At 61.6% G+C, this 18020-nt stretch carries 17 protein-coding genes; 12 read left to right on the top strand and 5 right to left on the bottom strand.

Annotation, left to right across the window (positions count from 1 at the left end):
- Position 1 precedes the first annotated feature (1 nt).
- Genes paaB through ACLQ8T_RS12105 form a run of 5 tightly spaced genes read left to right on the top strand, consistent with a single transcriptional unit; the run spans position 2 to position 3645 of the window.
- Positions 2 to 292, top strand: coding sequence for a 1,2-phenylacetyl-CoA epoxidase subunit PaaB (gene paaB / locus ACLQ8T_RS12125; protein ID WP_038992280.1), 291 nt, complete (start codon positions 2 to 4; stop codon positions 290 to 292).
- On the top strand, positions 289 to 1149 hold the full coding sequence (paaC, locus tag ACLQ8T_RS12120) for a 1,2-phenylacetyl-CoA epoxidase subunit PaaC (protein WP_204722684.1): 861 nt from the start codon (positions 289 to 291) through the stop codon (positions 1147 to 1149). The genes paaB and paaC overlap by 4 nt, the downstream gene beginning before the upstream one ends.
- A gap of 37 nt (positions 1150 to 1186) precedes the next feature.
- On the top strand, positions 1187 to 1684 hold the full coding sequence (gene paaD, locus ACLQ8T_RS12115; protein ID WP_128471071.1) for a 1,2-phenylacetyl-CoA epoxidase subunit PaaD: 498 nt from the start codon (positions 1187 to 1189) through the stop codon (positions 1682 to 1684).
- Positions 1681 to 2841 carry a 1,2-phenylacetyl-CoA epoxidase subunit PaaE gene (gene paaE, locus ACLQ8T_RS12110; RefSeq protein WP_413454759.1) on the top strand — a complete coding sequence of 387 codons (1161 nt, stop codon included), beginning with the start codon at positions 1681 to 1683 and terminating at the stop codon, positions 2839 to 2841. Before paaD ends, paaE begins: the two co-directional genes overlap by 4 nt.
- A gap of 18 nt (positions 2842 to 2859) precedes the next feature.
- Positions 2860 to 3645: an enoyl-CoA hydratase/isomerase family protein gene (locus ACLQ8T_RS12105; RefSeq protein WP_413454758.1), complete on the top strand. Its 786-nt coding sequence runs from the start codon at positions 2860 to 2862 to the stop codon at positions 3643 to 3645.
- 70 nt (positions 3646 to 3715) lie between these two features.
- On the opposite strand, the gene ACLQ8T_RS12100 is transcribed toward ACLQ8T_RS12105, so the two are convergent.
- Positions 3716 to 4168, bottom strand: a complete 453-nt coding sequence (locus ACLQ8T_RS12100; protein WP_038992273.1) for an Lrp/AsnC family transcriptional regulator — start codon at positions 4166 to 4168, stop codon at positions 3716 to 3718.
- Positions 4169 to 4393: 225 nt separating this feature from the next.
- On the opposite strand from ACLQ8T_RS12100, the gene pdhA reads away from it, so the two are divergent.
- From pdhA to ACLQ8T_RS12080, 4 genes are all read left to right on the top strand, one after another.
- Entirely contained in the window at positions 4394 to 5557 is a 1164-nt protein-coding gene (gene pdhA / locus ACLQ8T_RS12095; protein WP_204722681.1) for a pyruvate dehydrogenase (acetyl-transferring) E1 component subunit alpha, read from the top strand.
- A gap of 1 nt (position 5558) precedes the next feature.
- Positions 5559 to 6641 (top strand): alpha-ketoacid dehydrogenase subunit beta, encoded by a 1083-nt coding sequence (locus ACLQ8T_RS12090; RefSeq protein ID WP_413454757.1) that lies wholly within the window; start codon positions 5559 to 5561, stop codon positions 6639 to 6641.
- Positions 6642 to 8063, top strand: a complete 1422-nt coding sequence (locus ACLQ8T_RS12085) for a dihydrolipoamide acetyltransferase family protein (RefSeq protein ID WP_413454756.1) — start codon at positions 6642 to 6644, stop codon at positions 8061 to 8063.
- Positions 8064 to 8305: 242 nt separating this feature from the next.
- Entirely contained in the window at positions 8306 to 9334 is a 1029-nt protein-coding gene (locus ACLQ8T_RS12080) for a hypothetical protein (RefSeq protein ID WP_413454755.1), read from the top strand.
- Between the two features lie 37 nt (positions 9335 to 9371).
- Here ACLQ8T_RS12080 and ACLQ8T_RS12075 read toward each other — a convergent pair whose 3' ends face one another.
- Entirely contained in the window at positions 9372 to 10181 is an 810-nt protein-coding gene (locus ACLQ8T_RS12075) for a phosphatase PAP2 family protein (RefSeq protein ID WP_413454754.1), read from the bottom strand.
- 134 nt (positions 10182 to 10315) lie between these two features.
- On the opposite strand from ACLQ8T_RS12075, the gene ACLQ8T_RS12070 reads away from it, so the two are divergent.
- The 3 genes from ACLQ8T_RS12070 to menD all read left to right on the top strand — a co-directional run bounded on the left by ACLQ8T_RS12070 (position 10316) and on the right by menD (position 15379).
- On the top strand, positions 10316 to 11311 hold the full coding sequence (locus ACLQ8T_RS12070) for an o-succinylbenzoate synthase (protein WP_413454753.1): 996 nt from the start codon (positions 10316 to 10318) through the stop codon (positions 11309 to 11311).
- A 125-nt stretch (positions 11312 to 11436) separates the two neighbouring features.
- Positions 11437 to 13530, top strand: a complete 2094-nt coding sequence (locus ACLQ8T_RS12065) for a PhoX family protein (protein ID WP_204722675.1) — start codon at positions 11437 to 11439, stop codon at positions 13528 to 13530.
- A 157-nt stretch (positions 13531 to 13687) separates the two neighbouring features.
- Complete coding sequence (gene menD, locus ACLQ8T_RS12060) at positions 13688 to 15379, top strand: 2-succinyl-5-enolpyruvyl-6-hydroxy-3-cyclohexene-1-carboxylic-acid synthase (protein ID WP_413456409.1); 1692 nt, start codon at positions 13688 to 13690, stop codon at positions 15377 to 15379.
- A gap of 85 nt (positions 15380 to 15464) precedes the next feature.
- Here menD and ACLQ8T_RS12055 read toward each other — a convergent pair whose 3' ends face one another.
- From ACLQ8T_RS12055 to ACLQ8T_RS12045, 3 genes are all read right to left on the bottom strand, one after another.
- Positions 15465 to 16247 (bottom strand): amino acid ABC transporter ATP-binding protein, encoded by a 783-nt coding sequence (locus tag ACLQ8T_RS12055; protein WP_066140860.1) that lies wholly within the window; start codon positions 16245 to 16247, stop codon positions 15465 to 15467.
- A 13-nt stretch (positions 16248 to 16260) separates the two neighbouring features.
- Complete coding sequence (locus ACLQ8T_RS12050; RefSeq protein ID WP_073705867.1) at positions 16261 to 17052, bottom strand: amino acid ABC transporter permease; 792 nt, start codon at positions 17050 to 17052, stop codon at positions 16261 to 16263.
- A gap of 99 nt (positions 17053 to 17151) precedes the next feature.
- The gene (locus ACLQ8T_RS12045; protein ID WP_413454752.1) at positions 17152 to 17940 is read right to left on the bottom strand and encodes a transporter substrate-binding domain-containing protein; all 789 of its coding nucleotides are present in this window, start codon (positions 17938 to 17940) and stop codon (positions 17152 to 17154) included.
- Between the last annotated feature and the right edge of the window lie 80 nt (positions 17941 to 18020).

The raw sequence follows: 18020 nt of genomic DNA, 5'->3' as shown, positions 1-18020 counted from the left end.
CATGAGCCAACAGAGCAATTGGCCCCTGTGGGAAGTATTTGTCCGTTCATCCCGCGGACTCTCGCACGTCCACGCCGGATCCCTGCATGCACCGGATGCCCAGATGGCCGTGCGCAACGCCCGTGATCTGTACACCCGACGCAACGAAGGCGTGTCTCTGTGGGTTGTGAAGTCCACCGACATCATCAGCTCCGACCCTGATGAGAAGGACGCCTTCTTCGAATCCCCTCAGGGCAAGGACTACCGCCACGCGACCTATTACAAGGCCAGTGAGGGAGTGAAGCACCTGTGAAGCACGAAGAACTCGACGAAGCCCTCGACAGCTTCGGTGATGCGCTGGCCTCGGCCACCCGCGTCACCCCGGGCAACGCCTTGCGTCCGGAAGACATCGCTGTGGACGGCGTCAAGCCGAGCGAAGAAGTTGCGCAGTATGCACTGACTCTGGGCGATGATGCCCTCATCCTGGCGCAGCGCATGTCGCACTGGATTTCCCGCGCTCCCGAACTGGAAGAAGACGTTGCCCTGGGCAACATTGCACTGGATGTCCTGGGCCACGCCCGCTCCTTCCTTACCTACGCCGGGCTGGCGTGGGACAAGACCGAAGACGATCTAGCCTACTGGCGCGAGGAAGAGGAATTCACCTCGCTGTGGATCGTCGAGCAGCCCAACGGCCACTTCGGCGTCACCATCATCCGCCAGCTGATCGTCTCGATCTTCCAGAACCTGCTGTACAAGCAGCTGACCGAATCCAAGGACGAAACCCTGGCCGCCATCTCGGCCAAGGCAGTCAAGGAAGTCGACTACCACCGCGACCACGCCATCCAGTGGACCATCCGCCTGGGTCAGGGCACCGAGGAATCGGCCGCCAAGATGCGCCACGCCCTGGAAATCCTGTGGCCATACGTCGATGAGATGTTCCGCGATGAAGAAGTTCACCAGAACCTTCAGGGCATTGCCGTGCTGCCTTCCACCCTGCGCTCCGCGTGGGAAGAAGAAATCACCGCGGTACTGGACGCAGCCGGCTTGGAGATTCCTTCCACCGGTCAGGCCATGGCCTACGGCCGCCGTGGCGAGCACTCCGAACACCTGGGCTACTTGTTGGCGGAGATGCAAGTTCTCGCCCGCAAGCACCCCGGTGCCAGCTGGTAATTACGCAACTTTTGCCCGAATAAGGGGGGAAGCAGTCTTGAGCAAAACGATCGCTGATGCCAAGGATCTGTTCGCTATCGCATCGAAGGTGACCGACCCGGAAATCCCGGTGCTGTCCATTGCAGACCTGGGAATCCTTCGTGAAGTGGACATGGCCGAGGACGGAACCGTGCAGGTGGTCATCACCCCAACCTATTCAGGTTGCCCGGCGATGGATGCCATCAATGAGGACCTGTACGCCGTTTTCGGCGATGCCGGATATGAAAAGGTTGACGTCAAGCTGGTGCTGACCCCAGCGTGGTCAACTGATTGGATGACCGAGGAGGGGAAGAGCAAGCTCGAAGAGTACGGGATCGCTCCACCCACCGGCAAGGGCCATGCAGGCCGCGTCACCCTCGGCATGAGCGTGAAGTGCCCGCGGTGCCACTCGCTGAACACGCGCGAGCTGGCCCGCTTCGCCTCGACTTCCTGCAAGGCGCTCTACACCTGCAAAGACTGCTTGGAACCCTTCGACTACTTCAAGGTGCTCTCATGACCGAACAAACCACACCCACCCGACGCCGGGCGTCCTTCCATCGGCTCACCGTCTCGAACGTGCGCCGGCTGACCAAGGACTCAATCGAAGTCACTTTCGCCATTCCCGCGGAACTGAGCGAGGAATACGACTACGTTGCAGGCCAATACGTGGCACTGCGCAAGGAAATTCCCAACGCCGAGGGCGAACTCGTCGAGCTGCGCCGCTCCTATTCCATTTGCGCCGCTCCAACCGGGGATGAGATCAAGGTAGCGATCAAGCGCGACCTCGGAGGCCTGTTCTCCACCTGGGCCAACGAATCCCTGGCTGCGGGCGACCAGATCGATGTGATGAGCCCCGCTGGTGCTTTCATTTCCAAGCACAAGCTCACGGAGATCAACGATCCATCGACCATCGACACCAAAGCCCAAGACCGCTTCGTGGCCGTGGCCGCCGGCTCCGGCATCACCCCGGTGCTGGCCATCGCCCGCACGATCCTGGAAGCCAATGACCACACCCGCTTCGACCTGATCTACGCGAACAAGGCAGCCATGGACGTCATGTTCCTTGAGGAATTGGCTGACCTGAAGGACCGCTATCCATCGCGTCTGGCGCTGCACCACGTGCTCAGCCGCGAACAGCGCATCTCGCCGCTGCTCTCCGGCCGCATCGACGCAGAGAAGCTCACCACGTTGCTGACCAACGTGGTCCAGGCGCCGAACGTGGACGAATGGTTCCTCTGCGGCCCCTTCGAGCTCGTTCAGCTGGTCCGCGACCAGCTATCCAGCCTGAACGTTCCCGCGGAAAAGGTCCGTTTCGAGTTGTTCACCACCGGTGAGCCGACCAAGCCGCAAGGGCATATCGGCCGCCCGGTCGAGGTGGACGAGAACGAGGAAAGCTATGAGATCAGCTTCAACCTCGATGGCCTTAAGGGCGAAGTCAAGTCACCGGTGCGCGCCAACGAAACCGTGCTGAACGCCGCACTGCGCGTCCGGCCGGACGTTCCGTTCGCCTGTGCGGGCGGCGTGTGCGGCACCTGCCGCGCCAAGGTCACCAGCGGTTCGGTCACCATGGCCGAGAACTACGCGCTGGAACCGGACGAGGTCGAGGCAGGCTACGTGCTGACCTGCCAGTCGCACCCGACCACCGAAAAGCTCAGCGTCGACTTCGACGCCTAGTTCAGGCAGGAAGACTTCATGATCGAACTGACGATTGCCGATTCCATCGCACGGGTGGTGCTCGATGCGCCGCAGAAGATGAATTCACTGGATGAGGCTGCATTGGCCGAGTTGTCCGAGGCCTATGACAAGGCCGCAGCGGCCGTGGAAACCGGAGAGGTCCGGGCCCTGGTGCTATCCGGCGAAGGCCGCGGCTTCTGTGCCGGACGCGACATCTCAGGGGTCAACCCGGCAGATGACGACGTCATCGGCTACCTTGAAGGCAAGGTGCAACCGCTGCTGGAAAAGATGTCCAGCTTCCCTGCTCCCACCTTCGCCCTGGTGCAGGGTGCCTGCCTGGGCGTCGGCCTTGGCCTGGCCGTGGCCACCGACGTGGTGTACGTGGCGGAGAGCGCCAAGATCGGCTCGCCGTTCGCCAACCTGGGCGCGACCTTGGACTCCGGAGGACACTGGCTGTTCACCGAGCGCCTCGGGGCTCACCGCACGCTGGACATGATCTACACCGCTGAGCTGATTTCCGGTGCCGAAGCTGTGCGTTCTGGCCTGTTCTCCCGCGCCTTCCCGGCCGAGGAATTGGCCGAGCGTGGCGAGGAGATCATCGCCAGGGTGGCACAGGGGGCCACCCAGGCGTTCGTTGCATCCAAGCAGCTCGTGGCGGAAATCCGCGACCAGCGGGTGGGCCTGTGGAATTCAATGCGCACCGAAAACCGGGCGCAGGCAGCCTTGTGCGACACCGCTGATTACGCCGAGGGATTCAAGTCATTCCAGGAAAAGCGCAAGCCGGTGTTCACCGGCAAGAAGTAGTTTCCCAACGAACACGAGAAGAGCACCTGGATGGCCTCCAGGTGCTCTTCTCGTGTTTTAAACGTGCCGGCTATCGGGTGTCGGTGTCTTCGAAGATCAGCAGGGTCTGCGTATCCAGGACCGTTGGCAATGACTGCAATTGCTCAAAGACCACACGGCGCAAGTCCAAATTGTCTTTGGCACGAACCAGCAGGATCACGTCGAAGTTGCCGCCGACCAGGCCCACATGGTGCACCTCGGGAATCGACGCCAGATGGTCACGCAACTCGCGCCAGGAATGCTGGCGGAGCTTCAATGTCACATAGGCGCTGGCCTTGAGCCCGGCCTTGACTGGATCAATGACCGCCGTATACCGGGTAATCACCCCGGAATCCTGGAGCTTTGCGATACGTGAGTAGGCGTGGGCCCGCGATACGTGCACCTTTTGCGCCACGGTGGTGACCGACTGGCGTCCGTCGCTGGTCAGCTCCGCGAGGATCGCATGATCGACATCATCGAGTTTTAGCTCCGCTTCCGCGGCCATTGATTCTCCTTGTTGACGTGCCGGACGTCTCTATTCCAAACACAATCTATTGACACTTTTCGTCTACGAGTATACGGATACTATTCGCAACTTTCCACGATTCCCCGCCGGACTGGATACAGAATGCCACTCATACCCATAATTGATTGCAAATGATGTTTAGGTGAAGTGAGTCACAAGGGGTTGTGCTCATGGACCAGCCAGAACCACGAAAGGTGGGAGAACATGAGCACTGAAGCGCATGCGGATCGCATCTCTGAGGTCAGCAAGAAATTCGGGATTACCCCTGAGGACTACATGCTGCCAGCACGCCACATGATCAACCTGTTGAACCCGGACGGAACCCTGCGCCCAGAGGATCAGCAAGGCACTGAGCCGGGCCACGAGTACCCGCTGCCGAGCCCGGCCCGGCTGCTCGAAGCCTACGCTGCCCTGGTCACCGGCCGACGTGTCAACGACCAGAACTCCGCGCTGGTCCGCCAGGGCCGCATGGCGGTCTATCCCTCCAGCCATGGACAGGAAGCCTGCCAGATCGCGGCGGCATTGTGCCTGGGCGAGAACGACTGGCTCTTCCCGACCTATCGCGACACCGTAGCGGTGCTGACCAAAGGCGTTGCACCGATGGAAGTCATGACCAGTTTCCGCGGCGAATGGCACTGCGGCTATGACCCGAAGGCCTATAACTGCGCACCGATGTCCACTCCGCTCACCACCCAGCTGCTGCACGCAGTGGGTGTTGCACACGCTGCCAAGCTGCGCGGCGAAGACACCGTTGTCGTGGCGATGTGCGGCGATGGCGCCACGAGCGAGGGCGACTTCCACGAAGCGCTGAATTTCGCAGCGGTCTTCAACCTGCCGGTGATCTTCTTCGTGCAGAACAACAAGTACGCCATCTCGGTTCCGCTCTCGCAGCAGAGCGCAGCCCCATCCTTGGCTCACAAGGCTGTCGGCTACGGCATGGCCGGCGAGCGCGTGGATGGCAACGACTTGATGGCCTTGATGGCCATCATGACCCGCGCGGTGCGCATGGCCCGCGAGGGCAACGGCCCGCTGCTGATCGAGGCCCACACCTACCGCATGCAGGCGCACACCAATGCCGATGACGACAAGCGCTACCGCGAGGACTCCGAAGTCCAGGAATGGATCGCCAAGGATCCGGTGACCCGAATGAAGGCATACCTGGATGATGCAGGACTGTTGACCGATGAGACCGTCGCCAAGATCACTGCGGATGCCGAAGCCGTTGCCAAGACCCTGCGCGATGGCATGAACCAGGAAGCTAACACCGATCCACGCGAGCTGTTCGAGCATGTGTACTCGGCCAAGAGCCAGCAGCTTGCGGAACAGCAAGCCATTCTTGTCGACGAACTAGACCGTGAGGAAGCCTAGGATGACTGCCACTACTTCGCGCGTGAACCCGAACGTCAGCGCTGCCACCGCACGAGCCGCAGCAAAGGCTGCCAACGAGAACCAGCCGGTGACCTTCGGCAAGGCGCTGAATACCGCCTTGGCCGATGCGCTGGTTGCCGATGACTCGGTAGTGATCTTCGGAGAGGATGTGGGAACCCTCGGCGGTGTCTTCCGCATCACCGATGGCCTGACCGCGCGCTTCGGCTCCGAGCGCTGCTTCGACACTCCTCTGGCCGAATCCGGCATCGTCGGCATGGCCGTAGGAATGGCCATCAACGGCATGCGACCGGTCATCGAGATGCAGTTCGATGCGTTCGCCTACCCGGCCTTCGAGCAGATCGCTTCGCATGTTGCCAAGATGCGCAACCGCACCCAGGGCAAGCTGAATCTGCCAATGGTGATCCGCATTCCTTACGCCGGCGGCGTCGGCGGCGTGGAGCACCACTGCGATTCCTCGGAAGCCTACTACGCGCACACCCCGGGCCTGAAGGTCTTCACCCCCTCGTGCGTCGAGGACGCCTACCTGATGCTGCGCGAAGCCATCGATTCGGATGATCCGGTGGTCTTCTTCGAGCCGAAGAAGCTGTACTGGTCCAAGGAACAGGTTGACCTTGGGCACCTGGCCGAACAGTACGAGGCAAAGAAGAGCGCCACGACCGAGGGGCAGGCACGCATCGCCCGCCCGGGCAGCGATGCCACGCTGATCACCTATGGTCCAAGCGTTTCCACCGCAATGGAAGCCGCCAAGCTGGCAGCCGAAGAAGGCATCAGCCTGGAAGTAGTTGACATCCGCAGCATTGTGCCATTCGATGACGAGACCGTCTGCGCATCGGTGCGCAAGACCGGTCGGGCCATCGTGGTCGCCGAAGCCCAGGGCTTCGCCTCGGTAGCCAGCGAAATCGTAGCCCGGGTGCAGGAACGCTGCTTCCACTCGTTGGCGGCTCCGGTGCTCCGCGTGACCGGATTCGATATTCCTTATCCGGCACCAACGCTGGAAAAGTTCCATCTGCCAAGCGCCGAACGAATTCTCGACGCGGTTGACCAGCTTCAGTGGGAGGCGTAAATGAGCATCAAGACTTTCCTCTTGCCAGACCTTGGCGAAGGGCTGACCGAAGCCGAGCTGGTGCGTTGGATGGTTGCCGCCGGTGACGTCGTTGCGGTCGACCAGCCCATTGCAGAGGTGGAAACCGCGAAGTCGCTGGTGGAAATTCCTTGCCCATTCGAAGGCGTCGTCTCCACCTTGCATGGGGATGCCGGCCAGATGATGCTGGTGGACGAGCCCTTTATTTCGGTGAACACCGGCGGTGAAGACGCAACGACTCCTGCAGGCGAAGAAGCCGAACGTGCCCAGTCCTACCGCGAGGAAGAGCGTGCCGGCACCCAGGTTCCTGCCGAGGAGGATGCAGAATCCGATGAAGGCAGCGGAAATGTGCTCATTGGCTACGGCACCTCCTCTGCCCAGCGCAAGACCAGCCGCCGGCGCAAGCCGCGCTCAGGGGTCGCGTCGGCCGCAGTCCAGGCACCAGCTGAAGCGGTGCGCGTGATCAACCCGCTGGTACGCAAGCTGGCTCGTGACAACGCATTGGACATCACCACGGTTCAGGGCACCGGTCCAGAAGGGCTGATTCTGCGCGCAGACGTGGAAGCCGCCTTGTCAGCTGATGCGGTGCAGCCTGAAACGGCAACACCTGCAGCGCCGATGCCAACTCCCGCAGCCTCAGCTTCGGCCTCGGTGGCGGTGCCGGTGGCCCAAACTGGGGAAGCTGATGCGAAGACCGGCCTGCCTGTAGCTTCCTCACAGGTGCTTTCGGGCGTGCGCAAGACCATCGCCAACGCGATGAGCACGTCGCGCCGGGAGATCCCCGAAGCGACCGTGTGGGTGGATGTCGACGTCACCAAGCTGCTGAAGCTGCGTTCGAAGATCAAGGAGGCAGACGGCCAGGCCCCGAGCGTCATGGCGCTGGTCGCGCGCTTCGCTGTGGCCGGATTGCAGCGTTTCCCGGAACTGAACAGCCGCATCGACGTTGAGGCTGATGGTGGATTGCGCCATACCCTCTTCGAGGGCGTGAACCTTGGCTTCGCCGCCCAGACCGACCGCGGCCTGGTTGTGCCCAATGTGCGCGATGCCCACAAGCTGAATGCCAAGGAACTGTCGGCCGAGTTCGCTCGGCTGGCTTCGGTGGCACGCGAGGGCAAGGCCGGCGTTGCAGACCTGTCCGGCAGCACCTTCACCATCAACAACTATGGCGTGTTCAATGTTGACGGCTCCGCGGCCATCATCAACTACCCGGAAGCTGCCATCCTGGGGCTTGGACGCATCGTCGAGAAGCCGTGGGTGGTCAATGGCAAGATCAAGGTCCGCTCCATCTGCGAGATGACACTGAGCTTCGACCACCGGGTTTGCGATGGCGGAACCGCGGCCGGCTTCATGCGCTATGTCGCTGACGCGATGACAGATCCAAAGGCCGCGTTGGCGTCGCTCTAGCGTCCACACTGCCCAGTTCTCGCTCTTGCGAGTGAGCATGGTGCCCGTCGACCCTCAGGAGGAACGGCGGGCATCATTCTTTTTGCTGGCATTGTTTCAATGCCCGACGATTCATTCCCATGTCAACCGCTAGTTGGTAGAGTAAAATCGATAATCATTTCTGTGCTGGAAATAAGTTGCGCCCGTCTGCTTGCTCGGAAAGTGGGCCAACCGGCACAAAGCAGCGTAAGCAGGGGATCGGGATGGCAATCGCAGGGACCGGAATCAGGAATCGGCCGCTGACCTGCCTGCTGCTTCTTCTCCCGGCAGCCCTTTCGGGTGCCACCTATGCGCTGCTTGCTGGCGACCTGCCGGAAATGACCGCCACGCACTGGAGCTCTACCTACCCGGACGGGTTCACCCGAACCGCCGTCTTTGTCCCGGTCTGCATCGGGCTGACCATCATTGGTGCCATCACCGGGATGTTCTCCTTGATGCTGCGCAACAAACCGGCTTTGCTCATGATGCTGCTCTTTGCCGGTGGCCTGCTCGCGTGGAGTGCAGCTGGCGTTTTCGTCAGCTCGGCGGCAGCGACAGCGCTCGCCGAAACACCTGAAACGGCAGTGCTGGGCGGCATGATGGTTTTGCTTATTGCCTGCGCGTTGCTGGGCATAGCGCCGCTGTGGGCCAGCGGCATCTACCAGCAGTGCACATGGCAGTTCAACGAGGGCCGCCAGCAACGAATCGATGCAGCCCAAAGCGTACAGCGGACTGACTCGGCGGAGGCATTCGCCGAGCCACAGCCAGATTCCAGGCAAGCGGAGTTCAAGCAAACTATGGCCGCACCATGGTGGATGTGGATGCTATGCTTCGTGCTGTTCGCAACACTGATCGTTGTTGTAGTGCTGCCCTTTCTGGCCGGTGGAAGCCACGACAGCAGCTTGGCGAGCGTCATCCTTCCCGTGGCCCTGTCAGCCGCAGTCTGCGTGCTGATGCTAGGCGTGATCTGGATCCGCGTATCCATCATCGGCGATCGTTTCCGGGTATCTTCCGCGCTCTTGGGGATCCCAATGCGAACTATCAAGATCACTGACATTGAATCTGTGACCAGCGAAAAGATCAATCCCATGATGTGGGGAGGCTGGGGCTGGCGGATCATTCCAGGCGGTTCGGCCATCGTGATGAAAGAACACGAAGGCCTCGTTTTCGACCTCAAGAACAAGAAGCGATTCGCCGTGACCATTCCGGACTCACTGCAGGCCGCGGACGTTCTCAACGCCCGCATGGGCTAGGCGGAACAGCAGCCTGCTTGATTCCTGTGCCGGTGCCCTATTTCTTTAAGGTGCGCATGGGGCCGATAACCACCGAGCGCAGCACTAAGCCGGATACCAGCGACGCGGCCACGACATGGATAATCCCCAAGACAGCGTAGGCCAGTTGCAGGAACTCCGGAATTTTCTGGATGTGCGGGTGCGGCAGGACGAATGACAATCCGATGACCGCAGCCCAGAGAACCAAGCTGCCCGCCCCGACATTCCTCGACCAGGATCCCTTGGGAACTTCGTGGCTCAGCGGCTGGATGCGCTGGAGCACTGCCGAAGCCAGAACCAGCCAGAATCCTGCCACCACGAAACCAGCGGCAATGTCGCTTGGGCGGTGCCAGCCGCATATCAGGGTGGCCAGTCCCGTCACCGTGGCGAATAACCAGGCAATCGGTTGCACCACTGGACGCAGCTTCGGTGGCGACACCAGATACATCAGTCCCATGGCGGCAGCGGCGGCGGTGGTATGTCCCGAGGGGAAGGAATTTCCTGTGGTGCCGAAATTGAAATCCGGGCGGGTCAAGACCTCGTGCTTCAGAAGCTGCGTAGTGCCGGCTGCGGCTGCGGCCGCGAGGATCGCTACGATGGCCCGAAGGAAATGGCGGTCGCGAATCACCCGATACAGCAGGAATACTGCAGCAATCGCGCCACAAATTGCTGGCAAGAGATCCAGGAATTCGCGGACCGGATTGAGCAAGTCGGTCCGGGGCCACCATTGCGACCACGCGATGAATCCTGCCTGATCCGCCCATTGCCCACTGCGTTGCTGAACGAAAAATATGTACTCAAGACAGAAAAGCGCAACCAGCAGCAGCAAGGCCCACCACCACCTGATATGGTGCGGGCGCGTGGAGGCTGAATGGCGTGGCATATCTCTAGGGTGTCATATCCGGCAGGCGGAACGGCACCGTTCAGGCATGTAACCATGCCCACGCTCGCTAGGCTTGGACTATGAGCTTTGAACTACCGCCCCTTGAAGAATTGCTGGCGCATTCCCATGTTGTCCGCCTTCCGATGCGCGTGAAATTCCGTGGCGTCACCCAGCGCGAGGCCCTGCTGATCGAAGGGCCGGAAGGCTGGGGCGAATTCTCTGCCTTTACCGAGTACGGAGCTGCGGAAGCCGCGCGATGGCTGGCCGCCGGAATCGAGGCCGCCTACCAGCCGTTCCCCGAACCGCTGCGCACCAGTATCCCGGTCAACGCCACCCTGCCAGCGGTTGCGGCGAAGGATGTAGGGGCGGTTCTTGAACGCTACGACGCGCCGCACACCATCAAGATCAAGGTGGCAGAACAGGGCCAATGCCTCGACGAAGACCTGGCCCGCGTGGCTGAAACCCGGCGGCTCTACCCGCAGGCAGCGCTGCGCGTGGACGCCAATATGGGGTGGGATATCGCCCAGGCCGTTCCCGCACTGAAAGCACTGAGCGAGTACGACCTGCAATACGCAGAACAACCAGTGCCTGGCATTACCGGGCTGGCGGAAGTCCGCGAGCAACTGCGCAACACCGGAAACCCGTTGAAGATCGCCGCAGATGAAGCGGTACGCAAGCACACCGACCCCCTGGAAGTCTCGCGGTTGGGCGCGGCGGATCTGATGGTCATCAAGGCCCAGCCGCTGGGCGGCATCAGCGCTGTGCTGGACATTGCCAAGCACGCGGAACTGGATGTCGTCGTCTCCAGCGCATTGGATACCTCGGTAGGCCTGGCCCAAGCGGCAGCCTTGGCCAGCGCACTGCCAGCATTGCCCTATGCCTGCGGCCTGTCTACCGGTACCTTGTTCGCCGAAGACGTTTGTGCCGAGCCGTTGCTGGCTACCGCCGGATATTTGCCGGTGCGCCGCATTGAGCCGGATCACCAGAAACTGGAGAGCCTGCGTCCAGAAGAGGCGCGCGTAGGCTGGTGGCGGCAGCGGCTGGAATCTTGTTATGCGGAACTGGCTAGGGAATAGCACTACTCAGGAATCTGTTTCCCTGGCGTTCACCTTTGCGTCGCTTTTAGAACACTTCCAAGTGAAAACCTCAGTTCGAGTCATTCCCCTGACGATGAGCCACATACTGAGGAAGTGAGCGGATCATGAATCCAACCCGTACCTTTTTGCCAATGCTGGGCCACACCCGCGGCGGCCGTTCTGCAGCTACTTGCCACTTCAAGTGCGCTGACGCCTGCACCAAGCCGGATTGCAACACTTCGTCCAATGGCTACTTCAAGGACATCGCCGACAAGTCGATGTCCCGCCGCAGCATGCTTGGCCTGGGCGCCGTCGGCGCCTCGGCACTGGTCATCGGCCCGCAGCTCTTCGGCGCAGCCGACGCGACCGCGGCGCCACTGGTGCCAATGAAGCCAGGCAAGGGCGGACACCTTTCGTTCGACGCCATTGAGCCGGTGTCGCGTTCGGTAGATACCGTTTCAGTTCCTGACGGCTACGACTGGAACGCCATCATCCGCTGGGGCGATCCGCTCTTCAAGAACACCCCGGCATTCGACGCCTCCAAGCAGTCGGCCCGCAAGCAGGCCGAGCAGTTCGGCTACAACTGCGACTACCTGGACATCATCGTCGACAAGTATTCGGGCCGTACCGGCGTGCTGGTGGCCAACCACGAATACACCAATGAAGACATGATGTTCGACGCTGCCTGGTTCGAAGCGAACAAGGACGAAGCCCGCAAGATCGCGATGAACGCCCATGGCTTCTCGGTCGTCGAGGTCAAGCGCAAGAAGAGTGACAAGAAGTGGAGCTACGTGCAGGGTGGCGAGCGCAACCGCCGCATCACCGCCAGCACCGAATTCCTGGTAGACGGCCCGGCGGCAGGCAGCGACCTGCTCAAGACCGCCGCTGATCCAACCGGAACCAAGGTCCTTGGCACCCTGAACAACTGCGCCGGCGGCACGACCCCGTGGGGCACCGTGCTCTCCGGCGAAGAGAACTTCGACCAGTACTTCCGCGGCAAGGGCACCGCTCAGGAAGCCCGCTACGGCATCGGCACCGGCGCGACCGGCCGAGGCTGGGAAGACATCGACCCGCGTTTCGGCCTGCACAACGACGGCTACGAGAACGAGGCTAACCGCTTCGGCTGGGTCGTCGAAATCGATCCGCAGGACCCAACCTCCACCCCGGTCAAGCACACCAGCCTGGGCCGCTTCAAGCACGAAGGCGCCAATGTGCGCATTGCCAAGAACGGCAAGGTCGTTGCGTACTCCGGCGACGACTCGCGCTTCGAATACCTGTACAAGTTCGTCTCGAAGAACACCTATTCCAAGCACGATCGCAAGCACAACATGGGCCTGCTTTCCGAGGGCGACCTGTACGTTGCGAAGTTCGAAGGCAACTCGCCAGCAAGCGAAATCGACGGCAGCGGCGCTGTCCCGTCCGATGGTGCCTTCGACGGCATGGGCACCTGGCTGCCGCTGGTGAAGAATGGCGAATCCAAGGTCGAGGGCATGAGCATCGACGAGGTGCTGGTCTACACCCGCCAGGCAGCCGACAAGGTCGGAGCCACCAAGCTGGACCGCCCGGAAGATGTCGAGCCGAGCCCTGTCTCCGGCAAGGTCTACGTGGCGCTGACCAACAACACCGACCGCGGCAAGGAAGGCAAGGAAGGCGCCACCGAAGTCAGCCCGCGCGTCCGCAACCGCGATGGCCACGTACTGGAAATCACCGAAGCCGGAAACGACGCCACCGCGGCGAAGTTCACCTGGAACATTCTGCTGGTGGCCGGTGACCCCAATGTGAACGGATCGACCTACTTCTCCGGCTACCCAGCCGACAAGGTCTCGCCAATCTCCTGCCCGGACAACCTGGCCTTCGACTCCAAGGGCAACCTGTGGATCTCCACCGACGGCGCACCCGGCACCATCGGCTACTCCGATGCACTGCACAAGGTCACCCTGACCGGCAAGGATCGCGGCCGCGTCGAGCAGTTCCTGGCCGTGCCAACCGGCGCAGAGACCTGCGGCCCGCTGATCCATGACAAGGACAACTCGGTCTTCGTTGCCGTGCAGCACCCGGGCGAAGGCGGCAGCTTCGCCAGCCCTACCTCACTGTTCCCCGATTTCGTGAAGAACGCGGCAGAAGCAGGCAGGGGCCAGTTCTACGGTCCACGCCCATCGGTAGTCCAGGTCTTCAAGGAAGACGCGAAGCCGGGCAAGGGCAAGGGCCGCAACAAGTAGGCGCAGCTCCAGGCCAAGCTTCCAGGGCGCCGGCAGGATCCATCAGAGGATCCTGCCGGCGCCGTGGCGCATTCCAAGTCGGTTCTCCGGCAGCCCAAGGCATAGACTTGGATAATTGCCTTCAGCTATGGAATCTAAGGAGTCACGCAGCGTGGGAATGCAGCAACCTGACGAGCAACGCGCCATCACCACCGCTCGCCACGTACTCTCCGCAGTGATCCAGGCGGGAATCAGGGATCTGGTGATTTCTCCCGGTTCACGCAGCGCCCCGTTGGCCTACGCCGCGGCCGAGGCGGCGGCTGCCGGGATCCTGGATATCCACGTGCGCATCGATGAACGCTCCGCCGCGTTCATGGCACTGGGCCTGGCCCAAGGCACCGGGCGGCCGGCAGCAGTGGCCGCCACCAGCGGCTCGGCCATCGGGCAGATGCTACCGGCGGTGATGGAAGCCAACCACACGGCGACACCGCTGCTGGTTCTTTCTGCTGATCGCCCCGATGAATTGCACGGCACCGGGGCAAGCCAGAGCACCCGCCAGAAAAACCTCTTTGGCGAGCACGTGCGCCTGGCGGCCAATGTTCCTGCCGGTGCTGACCCGCAGCATGAACTCGCACAGGTCTTGGCTGCCTTGGCCGGCAACGAGCAGGATCCGGCCGGACCGGTCCAATTGAACCTGCAGTTCCGGGATCCGCTGACTCCAGCACCCCAAGAGCGCATCGAGGAACAACGCTGGACTGCGATTGAACCCGTGCAATGGCCGGCACCGCGCCAGCCGGATATGTCGACCCTGCCCGTCCAGCAGCTCAAGCCACGCCGGAGCGTGGTCGTCGCCGGGCATGGGGCTGGCGAGGAGGCGCAGCAATTCGCCCAGGACCTGGGGCTGCCATTGTTCGCCGAGCCATCGTCCAACGCACGTTTCTCGGCCAATGCCATAGGCCACTACCGCCCGCTGATCACCGTGGGCCTTGAGCGCATTGAACGCGTGGTGCTTTTCGGCCGCCCGACCCTAAGCCGACCGGTGGGCAAGCTGCTGGCCGACCCGGCAATCAAATCAGCGATCTGGCAGCCGGTGCCGGTGGCCTGGTATGAGGAGGGCCGGCGGCGCGAGACCCCGGTCAGTTCCTGGAGCGAGCTGCGCCAATTCGCAGGCATCGGTGCAGAGGGCTGGCTGGAATCATGGCAGCAGCTCGATGCGCAGGCGCTGGAGGTGCGCCAGGGCCTTAGCCGTGCATCGTCAGTCAATGGGGCAACTGTCGCCGAGGCCATTTGGGAACACGCGCCGGAAGTTCTGTTGCTCGGCTCGTCGAACATTGTCCGCGACTTCGACCTGGCGGCTCGCCCAGCACCAGCACGGACCATGAGAGTGCACGCCAATCGCGGCCTGGCCGGAATCGATGGAACCATCGCCACCGCCCTGGGACTGGCCCAGGGCAGCAAGCGTCCGACACTGGCGGTGATGGGGGACATCACCTTCGCCCATGACGCCAGCTCGCTGTCCTGGACTCCGGGTGAAGAGCAGCCCGTGGTGGACATCGTGGTCTACAACGACGGGGGAGGAGCAATCTTCTCCACCTTGGAGCACGGTGAAGTAGACGCTTCGGGCCGCTACGCCAATGCGGTGGAACGGCTCTTTGCCACCCCGCAGCGGCTGAGCCTGCCTGCGCTCGCCGAAGCCTATGGCTGGCAGTACGCCAAAGCAGAAACCAAGGAAGAGCTTGGCGCCGTTCTGGCCGCACGGCGCACGGCAAACCTGCGGCTGATTGAAGTGCCGGCCTCGCGCAGCAACCTGCGCGCCGAGACGCTTGAGCTGAACCAGGCGATCGGGCAGCTGTCCTGGCCAACCCCCTGAAGGCCGCTGCGAGACAAAAAGGAATCCCCTGCGCTGCCAGTACATTTCACTGGCAACGCAGGGGATTCCTGATGCGCTGTGGTGCTTAGATGTCGACGTGCGTCGGATCGAGCACGCGGCGTAGGAAGTCCTGCGTACGCGGCTGCTGCGGATTGCCGATGACATCCGCTGCCTTGCCTTCTTCCACCACGACCCCGCCGTCCATGAAGAACACCCGGTCTGCAACTTCCTTGGCGAATGCCATCTCGTGGGTGACCACGAGCATGGTCATGCCCGCCTGGGCCAGGTTCTTCATGATGGACAGCACCTCGCCTACGGTTTCCGGGTCCAACGCACTGGTTGGCTCATCGAAAAGCATCAGGGTCGGTTCCATGGACAGCGCGCGTGCGATGGCTACGCGCTGCTGCTGGCCGCCGGAAAGCTGATCGGGGTAGCGGTCGCCGAAGTCGCCCAGCCCTACGCGTTCCAGGTGGCCCAAGGCGATTTTCTCCGCCTCGGCCTTCTTGCGCTTGAGCACCTTGATAGGCGAAACGGTGCAGTTTTCCAGCACCGTCAGGTGCGGGAACAGGTTGAACTGCTGGAAGACCATGCCCACTTGCTGGCGCATCTTGTCCAGGTTCACATCGGGATCGGTGGCGTTGAAGCCGCCGACCATGATGGTGCCGCCATTTGGCTGCTCCAGCAGGTTCACGCAGCGCAGCAGGGTGGACTTTCCCGAGCCGGAAGGACCGATCAGGCAGACCACCTCGCCCGGAGCAACATTCAGGTCAATGCCCTTGAGCACTTCGTTGCTGCCGTAGGCCTTGCGCAGTCCGGTGATTTCCACGCCCGAAGCATGGACTGAAAGCTTATTGGTGTCGCTCGACATTTCCAGGTCCTCTCTATCGCTTGGTCTTTGCGGCGCGGGATTCGAACTTGCGGGCCACCAAGCTCAGCGGGATGGTGATCACCAAGTAGAACAGGCCGGCGACAACCAGCGGGGTGATGCCGGCATCGATTTGCGAGATGCCGTCGCGGCCGAACTTGGTCATTTCGTACTGGGCCATCGAAGCACCGAGGATGAAGGCCAAGGAGGTGTCCTTGGTCAGCAGGATGATTTCGTTGGTCATCGGCGGCAAGACGATCTTGAAGGCCTGCGGGATCACGATGGTGACCATGGCGCGCCATGCTGGCATGCCCAGTGAACGAGCGGCTTCGGTCTGCCCCTTGGGCACTGCCTGCAAGCCTGCACGCAGGGTTTCTGCAATGTATGCTGCCGAGACCAAGCCCAGGGCGCACATGACGTTGACCGGCTGCGGCCACTGTGTTCCAAAGGCCTGCGGCAAGCCGAAGCCGAAGGCCAAGAGCACCAGGATTGCCGGGACGCCGCGGAAGAATTCAATGAATGCGGTGGCGAACCAGCGGTAGGGCGCAAATGACGCCATTTTCATCAGTGCCAGAAGCAGGCCAAGGACCAAGCCGAAGGCGAAGGAAATGATGGTGTAGAAGATGGTGTTCTTCAGGCCCACCAGGATCATGCCTGGGAACATTGGCCCCAGCTTGTCGAAGGAGAAGAAGGCGTAGACTGCCTTGTCCCAGTCGACTGCCAAGACCAATGCGATGATCGCGATGATGAAGATGGCGATCTGGATGGTCTTGCTCATGCGGGCGCGCTGACGGGTGGTCATTGCCATGCTTGATTACCTCTCATGCAGGAAGCGGAGGCAGGGCTGCCAACCTGTGGGCGCAGCCCGATGCCCCCGCTTGCCTTGAAATCAGATGATGCTCGAGAATTACTTCTCTCCGAACCACTTCACGGTCAGTTCTTCCATGGTTCCTGCATCAGTCAAGCGCTTAAGGGTGCCATTGACCAGCTCCAGAGTCTCTGGCTGGTCCTTTGGAACTGCAACGCCCAGCTGCTCGCCGGTCTTGAAGTCGGCAACAACGCTGAAGCCTTCTTTGTCCTTGATGGAGTAGCCGAGTACCGACTGGTTGCCCAGCAGCGCGTCGACCTGGCCAGCCAGCAGCGCCTGGGTCTGCAGCCCGGCATCCTCGAAGCCGACGATGTTGGTCAGGCCCTGTTCCTTGGCGTACTTCTCACCGGTGGTCGCCTGCTGGACGCCGACCTTTTTGTCCTTGGCGGTTTCAAGATCCTTGATGCCGGAATCGTCTGCCGAAATCAGCACCAGGTCGTCATCCATGTACGGGGTGGAGAAATCCATCTTGGCCGAACGCTCTTCGGTGATCGAGATGGAGGAGATCGCGATATCGCATTGGGTGTTGAACAGGCCGGATTCGATGGAATCGAAGCTGGCGTCGATGACGTTCAGATCCAGTTCTGCATCCTTGGCAATCTCAGCTGCGATGTCCATGTCGAATCCGACGTTCTTGCCATCCTTGACGAACTCGAATGGCTCGTAAGGAATATCTGAGCAAATGGTGAGCTTGCCTTCGTTGAGCGGGAAGGAACCAGCTTCGGCTTCACCTTCAGAACCGGAGCCGGAACCGCAGGCGGTGAGCGCCAGCAGTGCAACGGAGGTGACGGCAACTGCGGAGGCGAACTTCTTCTTGAGACTACGCATAGGATCAGAACCTACTTTCGGGTAATGCGAGTGGATCACTGCGTAGCCATAATCATAACCACGCCAGCACTAGGCTGAGA

This window comes from Glutamicibacter sp. FR1, assembly GCF_047300825.1.
Lineage (GTDB): Bacteria > Actinomycetota > Actinomycetes > Actinomycetales > Micrococcaceae > Glutamicibacter > Glutamicibacter nicotianae.
This window is presented reverse-complemented; position numbering and strand designations above follow the sequence as displayed.